At 63.1% G+C, this 17,381-nt stretch carries 16 protein-coding genes; 12 read left to right on the top strand and 4 right to left on the bottom strand.

Annotated features, from left to right (window positions below; genetic code table 11):
- Positions 1 to 231: 231 nt before the first annotated feature.
- The 6 genes from AC0L3U_RS18755 to AC0L3U_RS18780 all read left to right on the top strand — a co-directional run bounded on the left by AC0L3U_RS18755 (position 232) and on the right by AC0L3U_RS18780 (position 7,872).
- Positions 232 to 1,182, top strand: a complete 951-nt coding sequence (locus tag AC0L3U_RS18755) for an ABC transporter permease (protein ID WP_473362716.1) — start codon at positions 232 to 234, stop codon at positions 1,180 to 1,182.
- The gene (locus AC0L3U_RS18760; protein WP_473362717.1) at positions 1,179 to 2,072 is read left to right on the top strand and encodes an ABC transporter permease; all 894 of its coding nucleotides are present in this window, start codon (positions 1,179 to 1,181) and stop codon (positions 2,070 to 2,072) included. The genes AC0L3U_RS18755 and AC0L3U_RS18760 overlap by 4 nt, the downstream gene beginning before the upstream one ends.
- Before the next feature lie 2 nt (positions 2,073 to 2,074).
- Entirely contained in the window at positions 2,075 to 3,088 is a 1,014-nt protein-coding gene (locus AC0L3U_RS18765; protein ID WP_473362718.1) for an ABC transporter ATP-binding protein, read from the top strand.
- Complete coding sequence (locus AC0L3U_RS18770) at positions 3,085 to 4,089, top strand: ABC transporter ATP-binding protein (protein WP_473362719.1); 1,005 nt, start codon at positions 3,085 to 3,087, stop codon at positions 4,087 to 4,089. The genes AC0L3U_RS18765 and AC0L3U_RS18770 overlap by 4 nt, the downstream gene beginning before the upstream one ends.
- 55 nt (positions 4,090 to 4,144) lie before the next feature.
- Positions 4,145 to 5,641, top strand: a complete 1,497-nt coding sequence (locus AC0L3U_RS18775; protein WP_473362720.1) for an ABC transporter substrate-binding protein — start codon at positions 4,145 to 4,147, stop codon at positions 5,639 to 5,641.
- Positions 5,642 to 6,195: 554 nt separating this feature from the next.
- Positions 6,196 to 7,872, top strand: coding sequence for a methyl-accepting chemotaxis protein (locus tag AC0L3U_RS18780; protein WP_473362804.1), 1,677 nt, complete (start codon positions 6,196 to 6,198; stop codon positions 7,870 to 7,872).
- Between the two features lie 93 nt (positions 7,873 to 7,965).
- Here AC0L3U_RS18780 and AC0L3U_RS18785 read toward each other — a convergent pair whose 3' ends face one another.
- On the bottom strand, positions 7,966 to 8,223 hold the full coding sequence (locus AC0L3U_RS18785; protein ID WP_473362721.1) for a hypothetical protein: 258 nt from the start codon (positions 8,221 to 8,223) through the stop codon (positions 7,966 to 7,968).
- 27 nt (positions 8,224 to 8,250) lie between these two features.
- The gene (locus AC0L3U_RS18790) at positions 8,251 to 9,204 is read right to left on the bottom strand and encodes a helix-turn-helix domain-containing protein (protein ID WP_473362722.1); all 954 of its coding nucleotides are present in this window, start codon (positions 9,202 to 9,204) and stop codon (positions 8,251 to 8,253) included.
- Between the two features lie 137 nt (positions 9,205 to 9,341).
- Between AC0L3U_RS18790 and AC0L3U_RS18795 the strand changes: the two genes are divergently transcribed.
- From AC0L3U_RS18795 to AC0L3U_RS18815, 5 genes are all read left to right on the top strand, one after another.
- Positions 9,342 to 9,989, top strand: a complete 648-nt coding sequence (locus AC0L3U_RS18795; protein ID WP_473362723.1) for a response regulator transcription factor — start codon at positions 9,342 to 9,344, stop codon at positions 9,987 to 9,989.
- A 377-nt stretch (positions 9,990 to 10,366) separates the two neighbouring features.
- Complete coding sequence (locus tag AC0L3U_RS18800; RefSeq protein WP_473362724.1) at positions 10,367 to 11,452, top strand: cytochrome-c peroxidase; 1,086 nt, start codon at positions 10,367 to 10,369, stop codon at positions 11,450 to 11,452.
- 17 nt (positions 11,453 to 11,469) lie between these two features.
- Positions 11,470 to 11,790, top strand: a complete 321-nt coding sequence (locus AC0L3U_RS18805) for a plastocyanin/azurin family copper-binding protein (RefSeq protein ID WP_456765054.1) — start codon at positions 11,470 to 11,472, stop codon at positions 11,788 to 11,790.
- Between the two features lie 65 nt (positions 11,791 to 11,855).
- The gene (locus tag AC0L3U_RS18810) at positions 11,856 to 13,475 is read left to right on the top strand and encodes a methyl-accepting chemotaxis protein (RefSeq protein WP_473362725.1); all 1,620 of its coding nucleotides are present in this window, start codon (positions 11,856 to 11,858) and stop codon (positions 13,473 to 13,475) included.
- Positions 13,476 to 13,634: 159 nt separating this feature from the next.
- On the top strand, positions 13,635 to 14,609 hold the full coding sequence (locus tag AC0L3U_RS18815; RefSeq protein ID WP_456765052.1) for a magnesium transporter CorA family protein: 975 nt from the start codon (positions 13,635 to 13,637) through the stop codon (positions 14,607 to 14,609).
- Between the two features lie 44 nt (positions 14,610 to 14,653).
- Here AC0L3U_RS18815 and AC0L3U_RS18820 read toward each other — a convergent pair whose 3' ends face one another.
- Together AC0L3U_RS18820 and AC0L3U_RS18825 are read right to left on the bottom strand one after the other, a co-directional pair.
- The gene (locus AC0L3U_RS18820; RefSeq protein ID WP_473362726.1) at positions 14,654 to 15,280 is read right to left on the bottom strand and encodes an alpha/beta hydrolase; all 627 of its coding nucleotides are present in this window, start codon (positions 15,278 to 15,280) and stop codon (positions 14,654 to 14,656) included.
- The gene (locus AC0L3U_RS18825; RefSeq protein WP_473362727.1) at positions 15,277 to 16,215 is read right to left on the bottom strand and encodes a ring-cleaving dioxygenase; all 939 of its coding nucleotides are present in this window, start codon (positions 16,213 to 16,215) and stop codon (positions 15,277 to 15,279) included. Before AC0L3U_RS18825 ends, AC0L3U_RS18820 begins: the two co-directional genes overlap by 4 nt.
- Positions 16,216 to 16,344: 129 nt before the next feature.
- On the opposite strand from AC0L3U_RS18825, the gene AC0L3U_RS18830 reads away from it, so the two are divergent.
- Positions 16,345 to 17,274, top strand: coding sequence for a LysR family transcriptional regulator (locus AC0L3U_RS18830; protein WP_473362728.1), 930 nt, complete (start codon positions 16,345 to 16,347; stop codon positions 17,272 to 17,274).
- Positions 17,275 to 17,381 lie beyond the last annotated feature (107 nt).

The raw sequence follows: 17,381 nt of genomic DNA on the forward strand, positions 1-17,381 counted from the left end.
TTGATCGTGCCACGGATGAACCCTGAATCCGAGCGCGCATGAGCGTATTTGTCCCAATACGGCATGGCGCCCGCAATTCCCTCGGTGTCGTCCTGGCGAAAGCCAGGACCCATACCGCGGAATTGATTGGGGACGGGCAGTGCCAGTACCGAACGACGAGTCTTCGCCAAACTGCTCCCTGGGGCTATGGGTCCTGGCTTTCGCCAGGACGACGTCGGAGCTCGTGAGCGCATGAGCGTATTTGTCCTCCGACGTGTGCTGACCTTGCTGGCGACGCTGGTCGGCGCATCCGTGATCATTTTCCTGGTGCTGGATGCTCTCCCGGGCAACGCCGCGCAGATGCTGATGGGCGCCGATGCCTCGGCCGACGCGGTGCGTGCGCTCACCGTCAAGCTCGGGCTCGACCAGCCGCTGGCGGTTCGCTATCTGCAATGGATCAAGGGGCTGCTCGTCGGCGATCTCGGCAACAGCTATGTTTACGGTACGCCGGTTGCCGCCTTGATCGCGGAGCGGTTAGTGCTGACCATTCCGCTCGCGATGATGTCGATGTTGATCACGGTGACGCTGGCGCTCTCGGCCGGCATCTACACCGCCGCCAACCACAACAAGCTCGGCGACGTGGGCGTGATGTCGCTGACGCAGGTCGGCATCGCGCTGCCGAATTTCTGGTTCGCGATCCTGCTGGTGCTGTTGTTCTCGGTACGGCTGCAATGGCTGTCCGCGGGCGGCTTTCCCGGTTGGGAGGACGGCATCTGGGCCGGCATCAAATCGCTGCTGCTGCCGGCGGTGTCGCTCGCGGTGGTGCAGGCCGCGATCCTCGCACGCGTCACGCGCTCGGCGGTGCTGGAAGTGCTGCGTGAAGACTTCGTCCGCACGGCGCGCGCAAAAGGGCTCGGCAAGCGCGAGGTGCTGTGGAGCCATGTGCTGCGCAACGCCATGATCCCGGTGATGACGGTGATGGGGCTGCAATTCGCCAATCTGCTCGCCGGCACCATCGTGATCGAGAACGTGTTCTATCTGCCCGGCCTCGGCCGCCTGATCTTCCAGTCGATTGCCAACCGCGACCTCATCGTGGTGCGCAACTGCGTGATGCTGCTCGCAACCATGGTCGTCATCGTCAATTTTGTGGTCGACGTGCTCTATGCCTTCGTCGATCCTCGCATCAAGGTCCACGATCTGTGAGCGCGCCGCTGACCACCCTCGTCGACGCGCCGGCCATCGCGCGCCCTCTGCCAGCCCGGACCTTCTGGCGCCGCGCGCTGCGTCATCGCAGCTTCGTGCTCGGCGGCGCGCTGAGCTTGCTGGTGCTCGCCTCGGCGCTGCTGTCGCTGCTGTGGACGCCCTGGTCGCCCTACGAGATCGACATCGCCTCAAAGCTCCGGCCGCCCTCGGCCGCGCACTGGCTCGGCACCGACGTCTTCGGCCGCGACATCGTCTCGCTGCTGCTCGCCGGCGCCCGCTCCACCATCATGGTCGGCATCATCGCGGTCAGCATCGGCCTCACCTTCGGCGTCTGTCTCGGCCTGATCGCGTCGGCCAGGCGCGGCTGGACCGAAGAGATCATCATGCGCTTCTCCGATTTCACCTTCGCCTTTCCGGCCGTGCTCTCCGCTATCATGCTGGCTGCGGTGGCCGGTCCGGGCATGGTGACTTCGATCGTCGCCATCGGCATCTTCCAGATCCCGACACTGATCAGGCTGACGCGCGGCTCGGCCAACGCGATCTGGGCGCGCGAATTCGTGCTGGCCGCGCGCGCGGCGGGCAAGGGCAAGTTTCGCATCACCATCGAGCACGTGCTGCCCAACATCCTGTCGATCCTGATCGTGCAGGCGACCATCCAGTTTGCGCTCGCGATTCTTGCCGAGGCCGCCTTGTCCTATCTCGGTCTCGGCACGCAGCCGCCGCAGCCGTCCTGGGGACGGATGCTGAACGACGCGCAGACGCTGCTGTTCCAGTCGCCGATGCTCGCGGTCTATCCGGGTGCTGCGATTGCAATCGCGGTGCTCGGTCTCAATCTGCTCGGCGACGGACTGCGCGATCTGCTCGATCCGCGACTGGCGCGGGAGCGATGAGGATGGGCGAGCGCTCGACGATGCCGTTGATCGAGGTCGAAAATCTCGGCGTGCGCCTCAACACCAGCCGCGGGCCGGCGCAGGCCGTGCGCGGCGTCAGCTTTGCCCTGAAGCGCGGCGAGACGCTCGGGCTGGTCGGCGAATCCGGTTGCGGCAAGTCGGTGACGGCGTTGTCGCTGATGGGGCTGCTGCCGGACAGCGCGGTCGTCACCGGCAGCATCAAGCTGGATGGCGGCGAACTCGCTGGATTGTCGGACGCGGACTATTGTCGGCTGCGCGGCAACCGCATCAGCATGATCTTTCAGGAGCCGATGACCGCGCTCAACCCGATGCACACGATCGGCCACCAGGTCGCCGAGCCGCTGCGGCGTCACAGGAAATTTTCGGCATCGCAGGCGCGCAAGGAAGCGATCGCCTTGCTCGACCGTGTCGGGCTGCCCGATCCGGCGAGGCGCGTCGACGCCTATCCGCACCAGTTTTCCGGCGGCCAGCGTCAGCGCGTCACGATTGCGATGGCGCTCGCCTGCGAGCCGGATCTTCTGATCGCGGACGAGCCGACCACGGCGCTCGACGTCACCATTCAGGGCCAGATCCTCGACCTCATCGCCGATCTCGTCGAAGAGCGCGGCATGTCGATGATCCTGATCTCGCACGATCTCGGCGTCATCGCCGAGAACGTGCAACGCATGATGGTGATGTACGGCGGCACGATCATCGAGAGCGGGCCGACAGACGAGGTGTTCCGCCGGATGGGGCATCCCTACACGCAGGGCCTGTTCCGCGCCCGACCGAAACTCGGCGCGCGCAAGGGGACGCGGTTGACGACGATATCGGGCTCGGTGCCGGATCTCGCCGATCTGCCGTTCGGTTGCACCTTCGCCGATCGGTGTCCGCTCGTGATCGAGCAGTGCCGGGCCGCGCTTCCACCGATGGTGGACGTCGGACCCGGCCACTTCGTGCGCTGCATCCGGACGGACGTCTCCATGGCCGAACGCGTCGGAGCGCTGATCGTATGAGCACGGCGCCTCTTCTCGACGTGAAGGATCTCGAGCAGCGCTACACGCTGCCGCGCGAAAGCGTGTTCCGCCCGCCGGGGCAGGTGCGCGCGCTCAACGGTGTCAGCGTGCGGGTCGACGCCGGCAAGAGCCTCGGCATCGTCGGCGAATCCGGCTCGGGCAAGTCGACCTTTGCGCGGGTGGTGATGGCGCTGGAACGACCGACATCGGGCCAGGTCGCGCTGCTCGGCCGCGACCTCAACCGCATCTCCGCGGACGAATTGCGTCGCGCGCGCCGCGATTTCCAGATGGTGTTCCAGGATCCCTACGGATCGCTGGACCCACGCCAGACCATCGCGCGCATCGTGGCCGAGCCGCTCACCGTGCTTGATGGCGCCGACCGCAATACGTTCCGTGCCCGCGTCTCCGCGGTGCTGCAGCAGGTGGGACTGCGTAGTGCCGACATGGAGAAATATCCGCATGAGTTCTCCGGCGGTCAGCGCCAGCGCATCGCTATTGCGCGCGCGCTGATCACCCAGCCGAAGCTGATCGTCGCCGACGAGCCGGTCTCGGCACTCGACGTTTCCGTGCAGGCGCAAGTCTTGAACCTGATGCAGGACCTCCAGGAACAGTTCGGCCTCAGTTACGTCCTGATCAGCCACGACCTCGCCGTCGTCGACTATCTCTGCGACGAGGTCGCGGTGATGTATCTCGGCCGTATCGTCGAGCAGGGCAGGCCTGAGGATCTGTTCGAGCGCTGCGCCCATCCCTATACGCGGGCGCTTCTGGAGGCCGTGCCCCGGGTGCGCGCCGGCGGCGGCCGGCGCCGGCGCGGAGCCCAGGCGATCGCGTCGCAATCGGCGGCCGCGACCGGCTGTCCCTATGTCTCGCGGTGCGCGCTTGCCGACCAGCATTGCCGCGAGGTTCTGCCTGAGCTACGCAAGGTGGGCGAGACGCATCTGGCCGCCTGCCATAAGGCGGAACCCGTGATGGCGTTGCCGCAATTGCCCGTGGAAGGTTAGCGTCCGCGGCGGGATTGGCGTAGGCTTGAGACAAGACAAGGCCGGGGAGTTACGCATGTTCAGGAAACTATCGATCGTCGCATTCGCCGCCGCGTTTGCCGCGGCACCGTTGCCGGTGCTGGCGCAGGGCAAGAAGGACAGCGTCGTCATGGCGATGGCGCTGGAGCCGCCGGGGCTCGATCCAACCAACGCCGCAGCCGCCGCGATCGCCGAGGTCACGCTCTACAACATCTATGAGACCCTGACCAAGATCAACGAGGACGGCACCACGTCGCCCCTTCTGGCGGAGAGCTGGACCGCATCGCCCGATCTGAAGACCTATACGTTCAAGCTGCGCAAGGGCGTCAAGTTCCACAATGGCGAGCCGTTCGACTCCGCGGCCGTGAAGTTCTCGTTCGAGCGCAACGCTGTTGCCACCAGCACCAACAAGGACAAGAGCCTGTTCCAGAGCTTCGAGTCCGTTGCCACGCCCGATCCCGATACGGTCGTGATCAGCTTGAAAAATTCGGAGCCAAACCTGCCGTTCCTGCTGGGGCAGGCGAGCGGCTCGATCGTCGAGCCGAAGAGCGCTGCCACCAATATCACGCAGCCGGTCGGGACCGGGCCCTATCAGCTGGGCGCCTGGGCCAAGGGCTCCTCGATGACCCTGACCAAATGGGCCGACTATCGCAACGCCGCCGCGATCAAGCTCGCGAAGGTGACGATCCGCTTCATCTCCGATCCGTCGGCGCAGACGGCGGCGCTGTTGTCGGGCGACGTCGATGCGTTTCCCCGCGTCTCGGCCCAGCGCACCATCGCGCAGTTCAAGGCTGATCCGCGCTTCAACGTTATGGTCGGCGGCTCCAGGGCGAAGACCATCGTCGGTATCAACCACCGCAAGAAGCCGCTCGACGACGTCCGCGTGCGCCGTGCGATCCTCGCCGCGATCGATCGCAAGGCGATGATCGACGGCGCCGTCGATGGTTTCGGCACGCCGATCGGCAGCTTCTACGTCCCGACCGCGCTCGGCTATGTCGACACCACAGGCATCAACCCCTACGATCCCGAGAAGGCCAAGAAGCTGCTCGCCGAGGCCGGCATCACCACCCCGCTCGAGCTGTCCTTGAAGCTGCCGCCGCCATCCTATGCGCGGCAGGGCGGCGAGATCCTCGCAGCCCAACTCGCCAAGGTCGGCATCATCGCCAAGATCGAGAACGTCGAATGGGCGCAATGGCTGTCGCAGGTATTCGCCGGCAATGGTCCGCACAATTTCGACCTCACCATCGTCAGCCATGTCGAGCCGTTCGATCTCGTCAAGATCACCGAGCCGGACTACTATCTCGGCTACAACAACGACGCCTTCAACGCGCTCTACAAGCAGATCGTGTCGACGCCGGAGGAAGCCGCCCGTGTCAAGCTTCTCGGCGACGCCCAGCGCATGCTGGCCACCGACGCGGTCTCGGGCTATTTGTATCAGCCACAGCTGATCACCATCACCAACAAGAAGCTGAAGGGCGTCTGGAAGGACGTGCCCCAATACGAGAACGACTTCTCGACGTGGGCCTGGGAGTAGGGTCGCGCAGGTCGATCGCGCGATGTCGGTGACGATCTCTCCCACTGGCAGAGATCGTCACAACACCGGTCCAAACAAAAAACCTGAAAAACAACCCCATGCACAGTAGCCGGGGATAATCATTTCAATGGCTTGCGCATCACGCGATCGATGGCTTGCGCGTCGCGCGATGCCGTTGACGCGTCGGGCAAAACACTGGCATGATGGCATCATCGAAGAAGTCGTCGGGCGCCGTCATGGCAACATGCCAGGTCTGCCGGGACGAGGTGAAGATCTGACTGGACGTCACTACGCGAGCAAACTTGCGGGCGCGCTTTCGTCAAGACCTGGCAGGCGCACCTGACCCAAGCTTACTCGTCCAGGCCGCTTCTTTCGCGCTGCTCACAACAGGTCGGCTGTCTCGCGTCAGTCTGAGCCGGAGCGGTGCTTGAAAGCGCCGCACAAATTTGCTGCGGCAATCCCGTAGTCACACGATAGTCTCCGGTTAGCTTTCATCAACCAACTCGAACAAGGATGCAGGGCGTTTTATTAACCCTTTGCTTGCCGGAGCAAACATGCGCCTGACTGTCAAAATCTCCCTACTTGGAATCGTTTCCATCCTCGTTGTCCTTCTAGTGGGGCAGGCCTGGATGGCACTCTCACGCGCGGCAGCGCTAAATGCGAATTCGGAAGACCTTGCCACCAATTGGCTGCCTGCAACGAAAGCGCTGGGTGACGTCAAGTACTGGTCAACGCGCGGCCGGGTCGCCGGCAGTCGCCTGATCGTGACCACCGAGCCCTTGCAGCGCAAAACCACAGAAGGGCAGCTCTCGCAATATTTGGCTAATGCCGAGAAGGCGGCGAAGGTCTATGAGGCCACCATCGTATCGCCTCAGGAGAGAGCGCTTTGGGATAAGTTCCAGCAAAAATCGGGTCTCTATAAGAATGAGCAGGATCGCATCCTCATGCTGGCCTCGACTGATCCGGCCAAGGCGATAAGCGAGTACAATGGCTCTGGGAGTGCGGCGTTCAGTGAGGCGCAGAACGCCATCGACGCCGTCGTCGAATTCAATGAGAAGGGCGCCGCTCAGGCCGTTTCGGACGCGCGCGGCACCTACTCGCTCGCAAAATTGGTGACGTTCACGGTCGGGGGCGTCGCGCTCCTGATAGGCCTGGTCGCTGCGTGCTTTGTCTTGATGCGGGTAACTTCGCCGCTCCAGCGGCTGAACGGCACGATGCGGACCATCGCGGACGGAAAGCTCGATACCGACGTCGTCTACACGACGCGCAACGACGAAATCGGCGATATGGCCAAGGCACTTCTCGTTTTCAAGGAGAACGGCCTGCGCGTGCGCCAGATGGAGGACGAGCAAAAGGCGAACGAGCAGGTGGAAGCAAGGCGTCGCAAGCAGGAAATGGAGAAGCTTGCCGACGAGTTCGAGCACGCCGTCGGCGAGATCGTGGATGCCGTGGCGTCCGCTTCTACCGAGCTGGAAGCCTCCGCCAATACGTTGACCCATTCCGCCACGCGGGCTCAGGAGGTGACCACGACCGTTGCCGCCGCCTCGGAGCAGGCCTCGGCCAACGTCCAGTCGGTTGCGAGCGCAACGGAGGAACTGTCGGGTTCGGTCAACGAGATCGGACGGCAGGTTCAGGAATCGGCCCGCATGGCGGGCGAAGCCGTCGGCCAGGCCCGCAACACAATGGCCCAGGTCAGCGAGCTGTCGAGGGCCTCGACCCGCATTGGTGACGTCATTGAACTGATCAACACGATCGCCGGACAGACCAACCTGCTGGCGCTGAACGCGACCATCGAGGCAGCGCGGGCCGGCGACGCGGGCCGCGGCTTTGCAGTGGTTGCCTCCGAGGTGAAGGCGTTGGCCGAACAGACCGCACGGGCAACCGGCGACATCGGACAGCAGATCACCAGCATCCAGGCCGCAACCCAGGAATCCGTTACGGCGATCAAAAGTATCAGCGGTACGATCGAGCGACTTTCTGAAATTTCGTCGACGATCGCGGCAGCAGTGGAGGAACAGGGCGCGGCGACTCAGGAGATCGCCCGCAATGTCCAGCAGGCCTCACAGGGCACCCAGCAGGTTTCCTCCAACATCGTCGACGTTCAGAGGGGAGCGACCGAGACGGGTGGGGCGTCCAGCCAGGTGCTGTCCTCGGCGCAGTCACTGTCCTCCGACAGCAATAGGCTGAAAGCTCAGGTGCAGCGGTTCCTCTCCACCGTACGCGCCGCCTGATCTGAAACGGAGGTGGCGCTTGGTGAACGCCAGGCGCCACCTCGTTCCCTGGAGTCTCGATTGTCAAAGATGTCGAACGTCACAACCTTGCACCTAAGCGAGCCTGTGTTGAAACAGCGTCTCATCGCAGCCGATCTCATTGCGCAAAGCGAGGAGACAAGGGAAAAGGCGGCGAAATTTGCACAGTGCTTCGCCGAACTGGAATCGACGATCGAAGCCTTGAATGGTGCGAAGCGGCACGGCTATCGCATACGCTTTCGGGCGCTTCGGAGCGAGCTGAAAGCCGCCGTTGAGGAGCTGACCGTGTTGGAGAAGCAGCTCTGCGACATTCGCCGATACTTTGCGCGCCAAGCCGTAGCGGAGACGAAGGGGCCGCTTTCACCGGCTTTGCTTGAGCTTTCGGAGGTCGCTGGGCAAAATTCCATAAGCTCTTTTGAAGGATCGGCTGAAGTGGGTCAGGTCCGAAAATCCCCACCCGAGCGCGATGTCGCTGACTGAACGGTGTATTTGTCTTGGGTCTTCCAGCGCGTGGCGGCATCGAGCGAGCCGCTTGGCTTGGACGAGCCGCATAAGTGAGCTGCCTTGCGCTCCGAGCAACTTGTTGGCGTGGCGAACGCTGATTCCCACACCTTCGGCGATCCGCTCCGGCGTGAGGTCGGTATTCTGCAATCTCGCGTCGATGGCGCGGTGAATGTGCCAGACAAGGCGCGATTTGTTCGCCGGAAGTTGCGTTGGTTTATCGACTGCATTGCCGAGGGAGAGCGCAATCAGGTCGATTGCCTGCGTCGAGATGGTTTCTTCACTTGACCTGTCGAGCGTACCGCTCAGCTTTCCCAGGTTGGCTGCAAAGAACAGGGTTAGGCGATCCTGCGGACCCAACGGAGCGATGCGGCAGGCCGAAATATCGAAGTTCGTACCGAGCCTTGCTTCAAGTTCCGTTCTCGGAACTTTGATGATCAATGTAGACGACTGACCGAGAAATTGCATCGTGTGGGCGAGCCGCGGGTCCACACATGCGAGTGAGCCTGCGTCCAAAGACACTCTGCGATCGCTTTGTTCCAGCAGGATTCGACCAGCGAGCAAACAGAATAACAGGACTTCGCTGGGGTCCGAGCGGGCCGCGTGCCGGCTTGTGGAAGCGACCTGAATCTCGGAGTTACTCGATCTAACCAGGCCTAGCGAGCCTACGCGTCCGACCGACAGCTCTGCTTTGAAGCTGTCGCGAGACGAAGTCGAGGAGTCGTGGTCGGCGATCCGCTCGCGCGTGGCAGCTTGCCAATAGTCGAAACGGTCCCGCGGATGCTCGTCTGAGGTGGAGAATGCGACCTCCATAAATCTGCTCCCAATTCCCCCTTGGCCGATTGATTGGACCCAATAAGCCGAGCGGATGAACCGCGCATGTTTAAGCGTCGATGCAAAGCCTCGCGCGATTCGGCGAGCATCAACACTGATCTTTTGGCATACAGCATATGAATCACGCGAGACGTAATTGTACGGGTAGTCCTTCCGTTCAAGTACCTGCCGGACCTGTTCTGGTGCTGGATGACGAACCCGCGGTCTGCCAGACGGTCTCGCTGGTGCTCACCAGGGCGGGGTTCGATGTGATCGGCTGCAGCGATCCGAAGTCATTCATTGCATTGTGCCTCGACTCCAATCCTTCCTGCGTGCTCGTCGATGTCGTTCTGAATGACCTCTCTGGGTTGGAAATTCTGATGGAACTCCGGAACCGGGGTTTTGATCGGCCCATCATCATGGTGTCCGGCCGCAGCGACGTCGTGACGGCTGTTCGCGCGATGAAGCAGGGCGCCTTTGATTTCGTCGAGAAGCCATTTCGGGGCAACGACCTCGTTGCGCGGGTTGCGGCAGCTCTGAAACCTGAGGAGTCCAGGAGTCCGCGGGCTGTCTTTCACTTTCCCGGACGGCCGCCGCTCACGCTTCGCGAGCGGGAAGTTCTGTTCGAACTGATCGGCGGGAGGTCGACCAAGGAGATCGCAGACCGCATGGATCTGAGCCCACGAACCGTCGAGAGCCATCGGGTCAATATCATGCAGAAGGTCGGCGCGAAAAATCCCGCCGAGCTGGTGCGCCTTGCGATCACGGCGAAGCTGGAGCCATGAACAGGATCGCTGCTCAAGCATGATCGCAAGTCGTCCGGCTGTCCATTCTTGGCCGGGGATTACCTTCGCACCGCAGTGAAATTGCCACCGCTTCCCGCTTATGCGTGCTGGAGCAGCCCGGACTGGAAAAGTCCGGATGTCGCGTAATGGTGTAGATTAACCTCCGAGAACCCGCCATCCAACTTCGTCACCATTACGGTTGTTGCCGCTTTTTCCTGCAATTTGTATTTGCGGGTTTGCCGAAAATCGACACTCGATTGGCTAGGGCAACAATTCTATTTTAACGATCTGCCTCTATTTTCATCACGCCAGAAGGGCGGTGCATTGCCTCGAAGGTTTTCCAGTGTCGCGAATGACACCCTCTCGAGGGACATTGCATGCCGATGTTCGGCTCCTCACGTTACACCATCTTCGCCGCCGCAGTCGCATCGGCCGGTATTGGCGTTATCGGCTTCAGCACGATCGGCTTCGGCGCAGCCGTCATTGGTGAAAGCCGCAAGGTCGAGATCACACAGAAGGCGCCGGGCGGGCTCGACGCGCTCAAGGCGCTGTATCGCAGACCCTCGACAATCCCGTTCCCGAAAGAAAATCCATACACGCCTGAGAAAGCGGCGCTCGGCAAGAAGCTGTATTTTGACACCCGTCTGTCGGTGACATCGGCGCAGTCCTGCGCGAGCTGCCACAGCCCCGGGTTCGGCTGGGGCGACGGGCTGGCGGTCGGGGTCGGCCACGGCATGGCGAAGCTCGGTCGTCATTCGCCGACCATCGTCAACGCGGCGTGGAGCGCCATCTTCATGTGGGACGGCCGTCTTCCGACGCTGGAAGAGCAGGCGCTCGGCCCGATCCAGTCCCCCGGCGAAATGAACATGAAGCTCGACGAGCTCATGCAGCGGCTTTCCGGCATTCCCGAATATAAGCCGATGTTCGAGGCCGCCTTCCCGGGCGAGGGAATCAAGGCGAAGACGCTGGGTCAGGCGATCGCGACCTATGAGCGTACCGTCGTCTCCGAACGGGCGCCGTTCGACGGCTGGATCGACGGCGACGAGAAGGCGATCTCGGAAGATGCCAAGCGGGGCTTCGCGGTGTTCAACGGCAAGGCGCAGTGCGCGGCCTGTCACGAAGGCTGGAACTTCACCAATGAAGGTTTTCAGGACATCGGGCTGCCGAGCAGCGACGTCGGCCGTGGCGAGTACCTTCCTGGTGTCATCAAGATGAAGCACGCATTCAAAACCCCGGGCCTTCGCGAGATCAGCCGCCGCAGCCCCTTCATGCACGACGGCTCGCTCGCAACGCTCGAAGAGGTCATCGAGCACTATGATCACGCGGGTGTCGATCGACCTAGCCGCTCGGATCTCATGCGCCCTCTCGAACTGACAGCGCAGGAGAAGGCCGATCTCGTTGCGTTCCTCAAGACATTGACCAGCGAACTCGCCCCGACGGCCGTGCCGGTCCTGCCGCGCTGAATTTGAAAGGATACCCCATGCGTACACTTGCTCTGTTCACTTGCGTCATCGTCAGCGGGCTTTCGGTCGGCGCTTATGCGGCCACCGAAGTAATCCACCAGCAGGGGCGCGTCTTCTCAGCCGAGAACATCTCGGTCAAGAAGGGCGCTGCCGTCACGTTTTTGAACGATGACACGGTGCCTCACAACATCATGTCGGCCAGCAAAGGCAACGAATTCAACCTCGGATCGCAGGCGCCCGGTACCTCGACGGACGTGAGCTTCAAGGATGCCGGCGAGGTCCTGGTGATCTGCGCCATCCATCCGCGCATGAAGATGATGGTCAAGGTAACTGACTAACGACCACGTGGCGCCGGAGATTGATGATGTCGATACGCTACAAGATATTCGGTGCCTTCAGTGTCGTGATCCTGCTGGCCTGCGGGATCGCGTTCTACGGCATACGCGCCATCGGCAATTCCGGCGACCTGGTGATCCGTCTCTATGACGGGCCGCTGATGGGGATCAACCACGCGCGGGCCGCCCACGCGGCGCTGCATGAGGCCCGCCTCGTGCTCCAGCGAAACCTGCTGGCGGGCAGCTCGGGCGAACAGGTCAAGAAGTTCGAGGATCTGGTGCGCAGCAGCTTCGAAGATCTGAAAGTCGTGCGCGAACGCGCCGCGTCGCCGAATGTCACGAATGTCCGCGAGAAGGTCGAGGGCCAGCTCAAGGAGTGGTCCAGCGGCGCGCTGAAGATTCTCAAGTCGTCCGCCGGCGGTACGACGGAGATTCCGACCAGCTTCCTGCTCGCGCAACAGGGCGACCGGTTGATGACGTCGATCGACGATCTCGTCGAGCTTGTCGCTGCTTACGGCTATGAATATCGCACGGAGGCGGAAGCAGCGGTCGACTCGGCCCGCACCACGATGGTGTCAGTGGCGGTCGGGACGGCGCTGATCGGACTCGTCATCGCGCTCGCCTTCACTTACTCGATGAGCCGGCCGATTTCGGCCGCAGTCCGGATCGCTGAACGCGTGGCAGCCGGCAACTTCATGGACGATATATCCGTCCGTCGTCGCGACGAGCTTGGTCGGCTCCTGAAGTCTCTGGCCGTGATGCAATCCAGCCTGAAGGCCCGCGCCGATGAAGACCTGGCCTTGATCGCCGCCAAAGATCAGAGCAGCGCCGCGCAGATCGGCCGCCGGCAACGTATGGAGGCCGAGATCGATGCGTTCCGCGCCGCTTTCACCTCCGCGCTCAGCCACACCGACCGCATGACCGGGGAGTTGACGGACACGGCGCAGAACTTGGCCGAGACGGCGCGCGTCGCTGGCACACAGTCGAGCGAGGCGGCTTCGACTGCCCAGGAAACGTCGAGCAACGTCCAGACCGTTGCGACCGCCGCGAGCGAACTCGGTCAATCCGTGCAGGCCATTAGCTCTCAGCTTGCCGACGCCTCCACAATCGTCCAACGCGCCTCGGGTATGGCGGAGTCCGCCAACCAGACCATCGGCAGGCTCGCAAGCGCGGCACAGCAGATCGACGAAGTGGTCGGTTTCATCCGGACCATTGCCGGACAGACCAACCTGCTTGCGCTCAACGCCACCATCGAGGCCGCGCGGGCCGGCGAGGCGGGTCGGGGCTTTGCCGTCGTCGCGTCGGAGGTCAAGGCGCTTGCAACCCAGACTGCGAAGGCAACCGAGGAGATTTCGTCGCAAATCAACGAGGTGCAGTTGGCGACACGGCAGGCAGTCGACAACGTCGGAGCGATCGCCTTGATCATTGGCGACATCGACAGTTTCACGGGCCGGATCGCTGCGGCTGTCAGTCAGCAGAATGCGGCGGCGGGAGAGATCTCCAAAAATATCGGTCAGGCCGCGACTGGTACGGCCCAGGTTGCCCGAAGCATTGCCGGAACGGCCGAAGCTACCGATAATGCCAACCGTTCCGCCGACATGGTTCTGGCAACCGCCCACGATCTGTCCAGCCAGGCGGCACAGCTGCGCTCGTCGGTGGATCGCTTCCTCGCCAACGTGGCGGCTTGAGCGGCCCTTGCGTAGATTTCAGTTGGCGATCGCGGCCGGCTCTTCAGCGCGGGTCTGCGCGGCAAGGCAATGAACGTTTGGAACCCCCAGGCGTTAGCCCGGTGGATGGCAGCCCAATGAACCATCCGGCGTGACGACGCAGCAACGGAGTTCGATTCCTTGCTCAAGCTGTACAGGTGGCCATCCGACGACTGGCAGAAGATCGGCGCGGAAATGCCGTCCGAAATCATTTGGGCTGATCTTTTGGACGCGACGGCAGAAGAAAAGCAGTTCGTCGAGCGATTGCTCGGGATACGCGTTCCGTCCGAGGATTCGCTCAGCGAGATCGAAGCGTCGAGCCGCCTGATCCTCGACAACGGGACGCTCTATCTCAGCTCGCCGGCGGTCCGGCTCAACGAGGACAACGAGGCCGAGATCACGCCGGTGGGATTCGTCATCGGCCCGCGCGTGCTGGTGACGGTGCGCTTCGCGCAGCTGCCGATCTTCGACGACATCGGCAAGCGCATCGGTTCCGATGACAGCCTGGAGAACGGCATGTGCGTGTTCACCAGCCTGGTCGAGGCCATGGTCGATCGCGGCGCCGATGTCCTCGAGCATCTCGGCGCGAAGGTCGACAGGCTCTCGCGGGGCGTCTTCAAAGGGGGGCTCGTTCGCACCAAGCGGCCGGTCCGCTCCAGCCGCAGGATGCGCGAGGCGCTGGAGAACATCGGCGAGCTGGCCGATCGGCTCGCCAAGGCGCGCGATGTCCTGCTTGGCGTCGGCCGCGTCGCCTCGTTTGCCGGCGATGTCGGGAGCGAGTGGATCACGCCCGCGTCGAAGAAGCGCCTCGAGGCCGTCTCCAAGGACGTCGCTTCGCTCGGCGATTACGAGACGCGATTGTCGGACAAGATCCAGCTTCTGCTCGATGCCGTGCTCGGCTTCATCAACATCCAGCAGAACGAGCTGTTCAAGATCCTGACGATCGTCTCGGTCGTTGGCGTGCCGCCCACGATTCTGGTCGGCATCTGGGGCATGAACTTCAAGCACATGCCGGAGCTGGACTGGACGTTCGGCTATCCGCTGGCGTGGCTCGCCATCATTGCCAGCGGCGTGCTGCCGCTGATCTGGTTCAAGCGGCGCGGCTGGTTCGAATGAAGCCGCGGCGCACCGTTCGACAACGATGCGCCGCTTTTTCCGGATCAGGCGACTTCGGCGGCGAATTTGCCGATCCAGTCGCGGGCGAGCGTCACATCCGCTTGCGACAATTGATGGCCCGCCGGCAGAACCTTGTGTTCGACCCGCGCTCCGGCTTCCGACAACAACGAGGCAAGCTTCGCCGAATTGCTCGCCGCAACGATCGGATCAGCCTGCCCTGACAGAAGCATGACGGGCTTGCCGCCGAGCTCAGCCTTCGGCGGATCCGACAGCGGCACCATGGCGCGGATCAGGATCGCGCCCGCCAGCACGTTCGGCTCCAGCAGCAACAGCGCGGCTGCGATGTTGGCGCCGTTGGAGAAGCCGACCGCGACTGGCGCGGCGATGCCGTAGCGCTGCCGTGCCTCCGCGACGAAGCCGCCGAGTTCGTGGGCGCGGCGGCGCACGTCGTCCTCGTCGAACACGCCCTCGGCCAGGCGGCGGAAGAAGCGCGGCATGCCATGCTCGAGCACGCGGCCGCGCGGCGAGAGCAGGGCCGAGCCGGGCGAGATCATCTTGCCAAGCCCGAGCAGATCGTTTTCGTCGCCACCGGTGCCGTGCAGCAGCAGGAGCGGAGGGAAGCCCGCGCCGGTCGCGGGCTCAAAACGATGGATGAATGAATTCTCGGTCACGACACCCTCTCGTCCAAATTCGGCAAAACACCCTCGATCTGCTTGCGCTGCGCTTCGAGGAAGCTCGGCAGCTTGAGGTCGCGTCCCAGCGTCGCGACGGGCTCGTCGACGGCGAAGCCGGGGATGTCGGTCGCGATCTCGAACAGCACGCCGCCGGGCTCGCGGAAGTAGATCGAGCGGAAGTAGTTGCGGTCCCTCTGCTCGGTCGGGTGCAGGCCGTGATCGCTCACGAGCCTCTCGGCCATCTTGCCCTGCTCGGCGTCGTCGGCCGCGCGGAAGGCGATGTGATGCACGGAGCCGCCACCTTGGTGCCCGCGCAAAAAGCCCTTGGCCTCGTAGATGTCGACGACGCTGCCTTCGACATCGCCCGGCGCCTTGAAGCGGATCACCGAGCCTTCGCGCGCCGTCTCCTTGAAGCCGAACACGTCGGTGAGGACGGCAGCCGTCTTCGCCGCGCTGTCGAGCAGCAAGGTCACCCCGTGGAAGCCGCGGATCGCATGTTCGGCGGGAACGTCGCCGTTGCTCCAGCCGGGCTCGCTCTCGGCACCGGGGATGCCGACGAGCGCGAGCGCCATGCCATCAGGGTCTGTGAACGGCAGCACGGACTCGCCAAAGCGCTTCTCGAGCGCCTCGTAGGCGATGCCCTTCTCGACGAAGCGCTGCGTCCAGTAGCCGAGCGAGCGTTGCGGTACGCGGAAGGCGGTCTGGTGCGTTTCGCCGACGCCGCGGCGCCCGGCCGGCACGCCGGCCCAGGGAAAGAAGGTCAGGATGGTGCCGGGGCGGCCGGTCTCGTCGCCATAGTAGAAGTGATAGGTGCCGGGATCGTCGAAATTGACCGTCTTCTTGACGAAGCGCAGGCCGAGATCCCGGGTGTAGAAGCCGAAATTCCTGATCGGGTCGCCGGCGATCGCGGTCACGTGGTGCAGTCCAGACATTGTCGTCCTCCTGAATTCGGGGAGCGGTCTTGCTCTGGCCGGAAATATCGTTCCGCTTTGGATTGGAGACAATCCATGCAAATATGACGTCTATGTCTACGATTTGGAAACAATCGCCGGCGCCAGCCCATGGATAAGGTCGCCAGCCTCCGGGCCTTCGTAAGGGTGGTCGAAAGCGGCAGTTTTGCCGAGGCGGGCCGGCAGTTGCGGCTGTCACGCTCGGCAATCAGCAAATACATCGCCGACCTCGAAGAAAGCCTCGGCGTGCAGCTCCTGAACCGGACCACGCGCCATGCGAGCCCAACCGAGAACGGCCAGAGCTATTTCGAGCGCGCGGTCGTGATCCTGTCGGAGATCGAGGCTGCCGACCAGGCCGTGGCGCAAGCCCAGTCGGCGCCGCGCGGCCTGTTGCGCGTCAACGCGCCGATGTCGTTCGGCACCCTGCGGCTCGGGCCGGTGCTTGCCGATTTCATGGCGCGATATCCGGAGCTGCAGCTCCAGCTCGTGCTCAGCGACGATCTGCTCGATCCCGTCCAGGACGGTTTTGATGTGACCTTGCGGATCGCGGAATTGGAATCGTCGAGTTTGATCGCGCGAAAAATCATGCCGGTGGGGCGCATGATCTGCGCTTCACCCGATTATCTCGCACGTCACGGCACACCACAACATCCGCAGGATCTGCGCGGCCACGCGTCCCTGACCTACGGCTTCCTGCTGACGGGCAATCAGTGGAAGCTCACCGGCACCGACGGCGATCACTGGATTCAGCCGGCCTGGTCGCTCTGCGTCAACAATGCCGAAGTGCTGCGCGATGTCGCGATCAAGGGCAGGGGGCTCGCGCTGCTCCCAGAGTTCATCGCCGCCGACGCCTTGAGGAAAGGCGAACTGCGAACGGTGCTGAACGATTATTCCGCGCCGCCGCTGGCGCTCTATGCGGTCTATCCGCCGACCCGGCATCTCTCGGTGAAAGTGCGGCTGTTCATCGATTTTCTGGTCGAGCGTTTTGGCCGGGAGGGCGACGAAGCCGGCGGGAGCAGACATACAGAGGCCAGGCTATAGATCCATGGATCTGCCGGCAGGAGGGTTTGCGAGAGTCCGTCCGATACCAAACGTCGCGAGCATTGTGAGCTGGTTCACAACCGCTTGCCAGTATTTCTGGCAATCTA

Source organism: Bradyrhizobium sp. Kon69, from assembly GCF_055807515.1.

Coding starts and splice junctions, on each gene's coding strand:
- AC0L3U_RS18795 (WP_473362723.1), top strand. CDS start 9,342: ATGAATCACGCGAGACGTAATTGTACGGGTAGTCCTTCCGTTCAAGTA.
- AC0L3U_RS18780 (WP_473362804.1), top strand. CDS start 6,196: ATGCGCCTGACTGTCAAAATCTCCCTACTTGGAATCGTTTCCATCCTC.
- AC0L3U_RS18770 (WP_473362719.1), top strand. CDS start 3,085: ATGAGCACGGCGCCTCTTCTCGACGTGAAGGATCTCGAGCAGCGCTAC.
- AC0L3U_RS18755 (WP_473362716.1), top strand. CDS start 232: ATGAGCGTATTTGTCCTCCGACGTGTGCTGACCTTGCTGGCGACGCTG.
- AC0L3U_RS18765 (WP_473362718.1), top strand. CDS start 2,075: ATGGGCGAGCGCTCGACGATGCCGTTGATCGAGGTCGAAAATCTCGGC.
- AC0L3U_RS18800 (WP_473362724.1), top strand. CDS start 10,367: ATGCCGATGTTCGGCTCCTCACGTTACACCATCTTCGCCGCCGCAGTC.
- AC0L3U_RS18775 (WP_473362720.1), top strand. CDS start 4,145: ATGTTCAGGAAACTATCGATCGTCGCATTCGCCGCCGCGTTTGCCGCG.
- AC0L3U_RS18830 (WP_473362728.1), top strand. CDS start 16,345: ATGGATAAGGTCGCCAGCCTCCGGGCCTTCGTAAGGGTGGTCGAAAGC.
- AC0L3U_RS18825 (WP_473362727.1), bottom strand. CDS start 16,215: ATGTCTGGACTGCACCACGTGACCGCGATCGCCGGCGACCCGATCAGG.
- AC0L3U_RS18790 (WP_473362722.1), bottom strand. CDS start 9,204: ATGGAGGTCGCATTCTCCACCTCAGACGAGCATCCGCGGGACCGTTTC.
- AC0L3U_RS18805 (WP_456765054.1), top strand. CDS start 11,470: ATGCGTACACTTGCTCTGTTCACTTGCGTCATCGTCAGCGGGCTTTCG.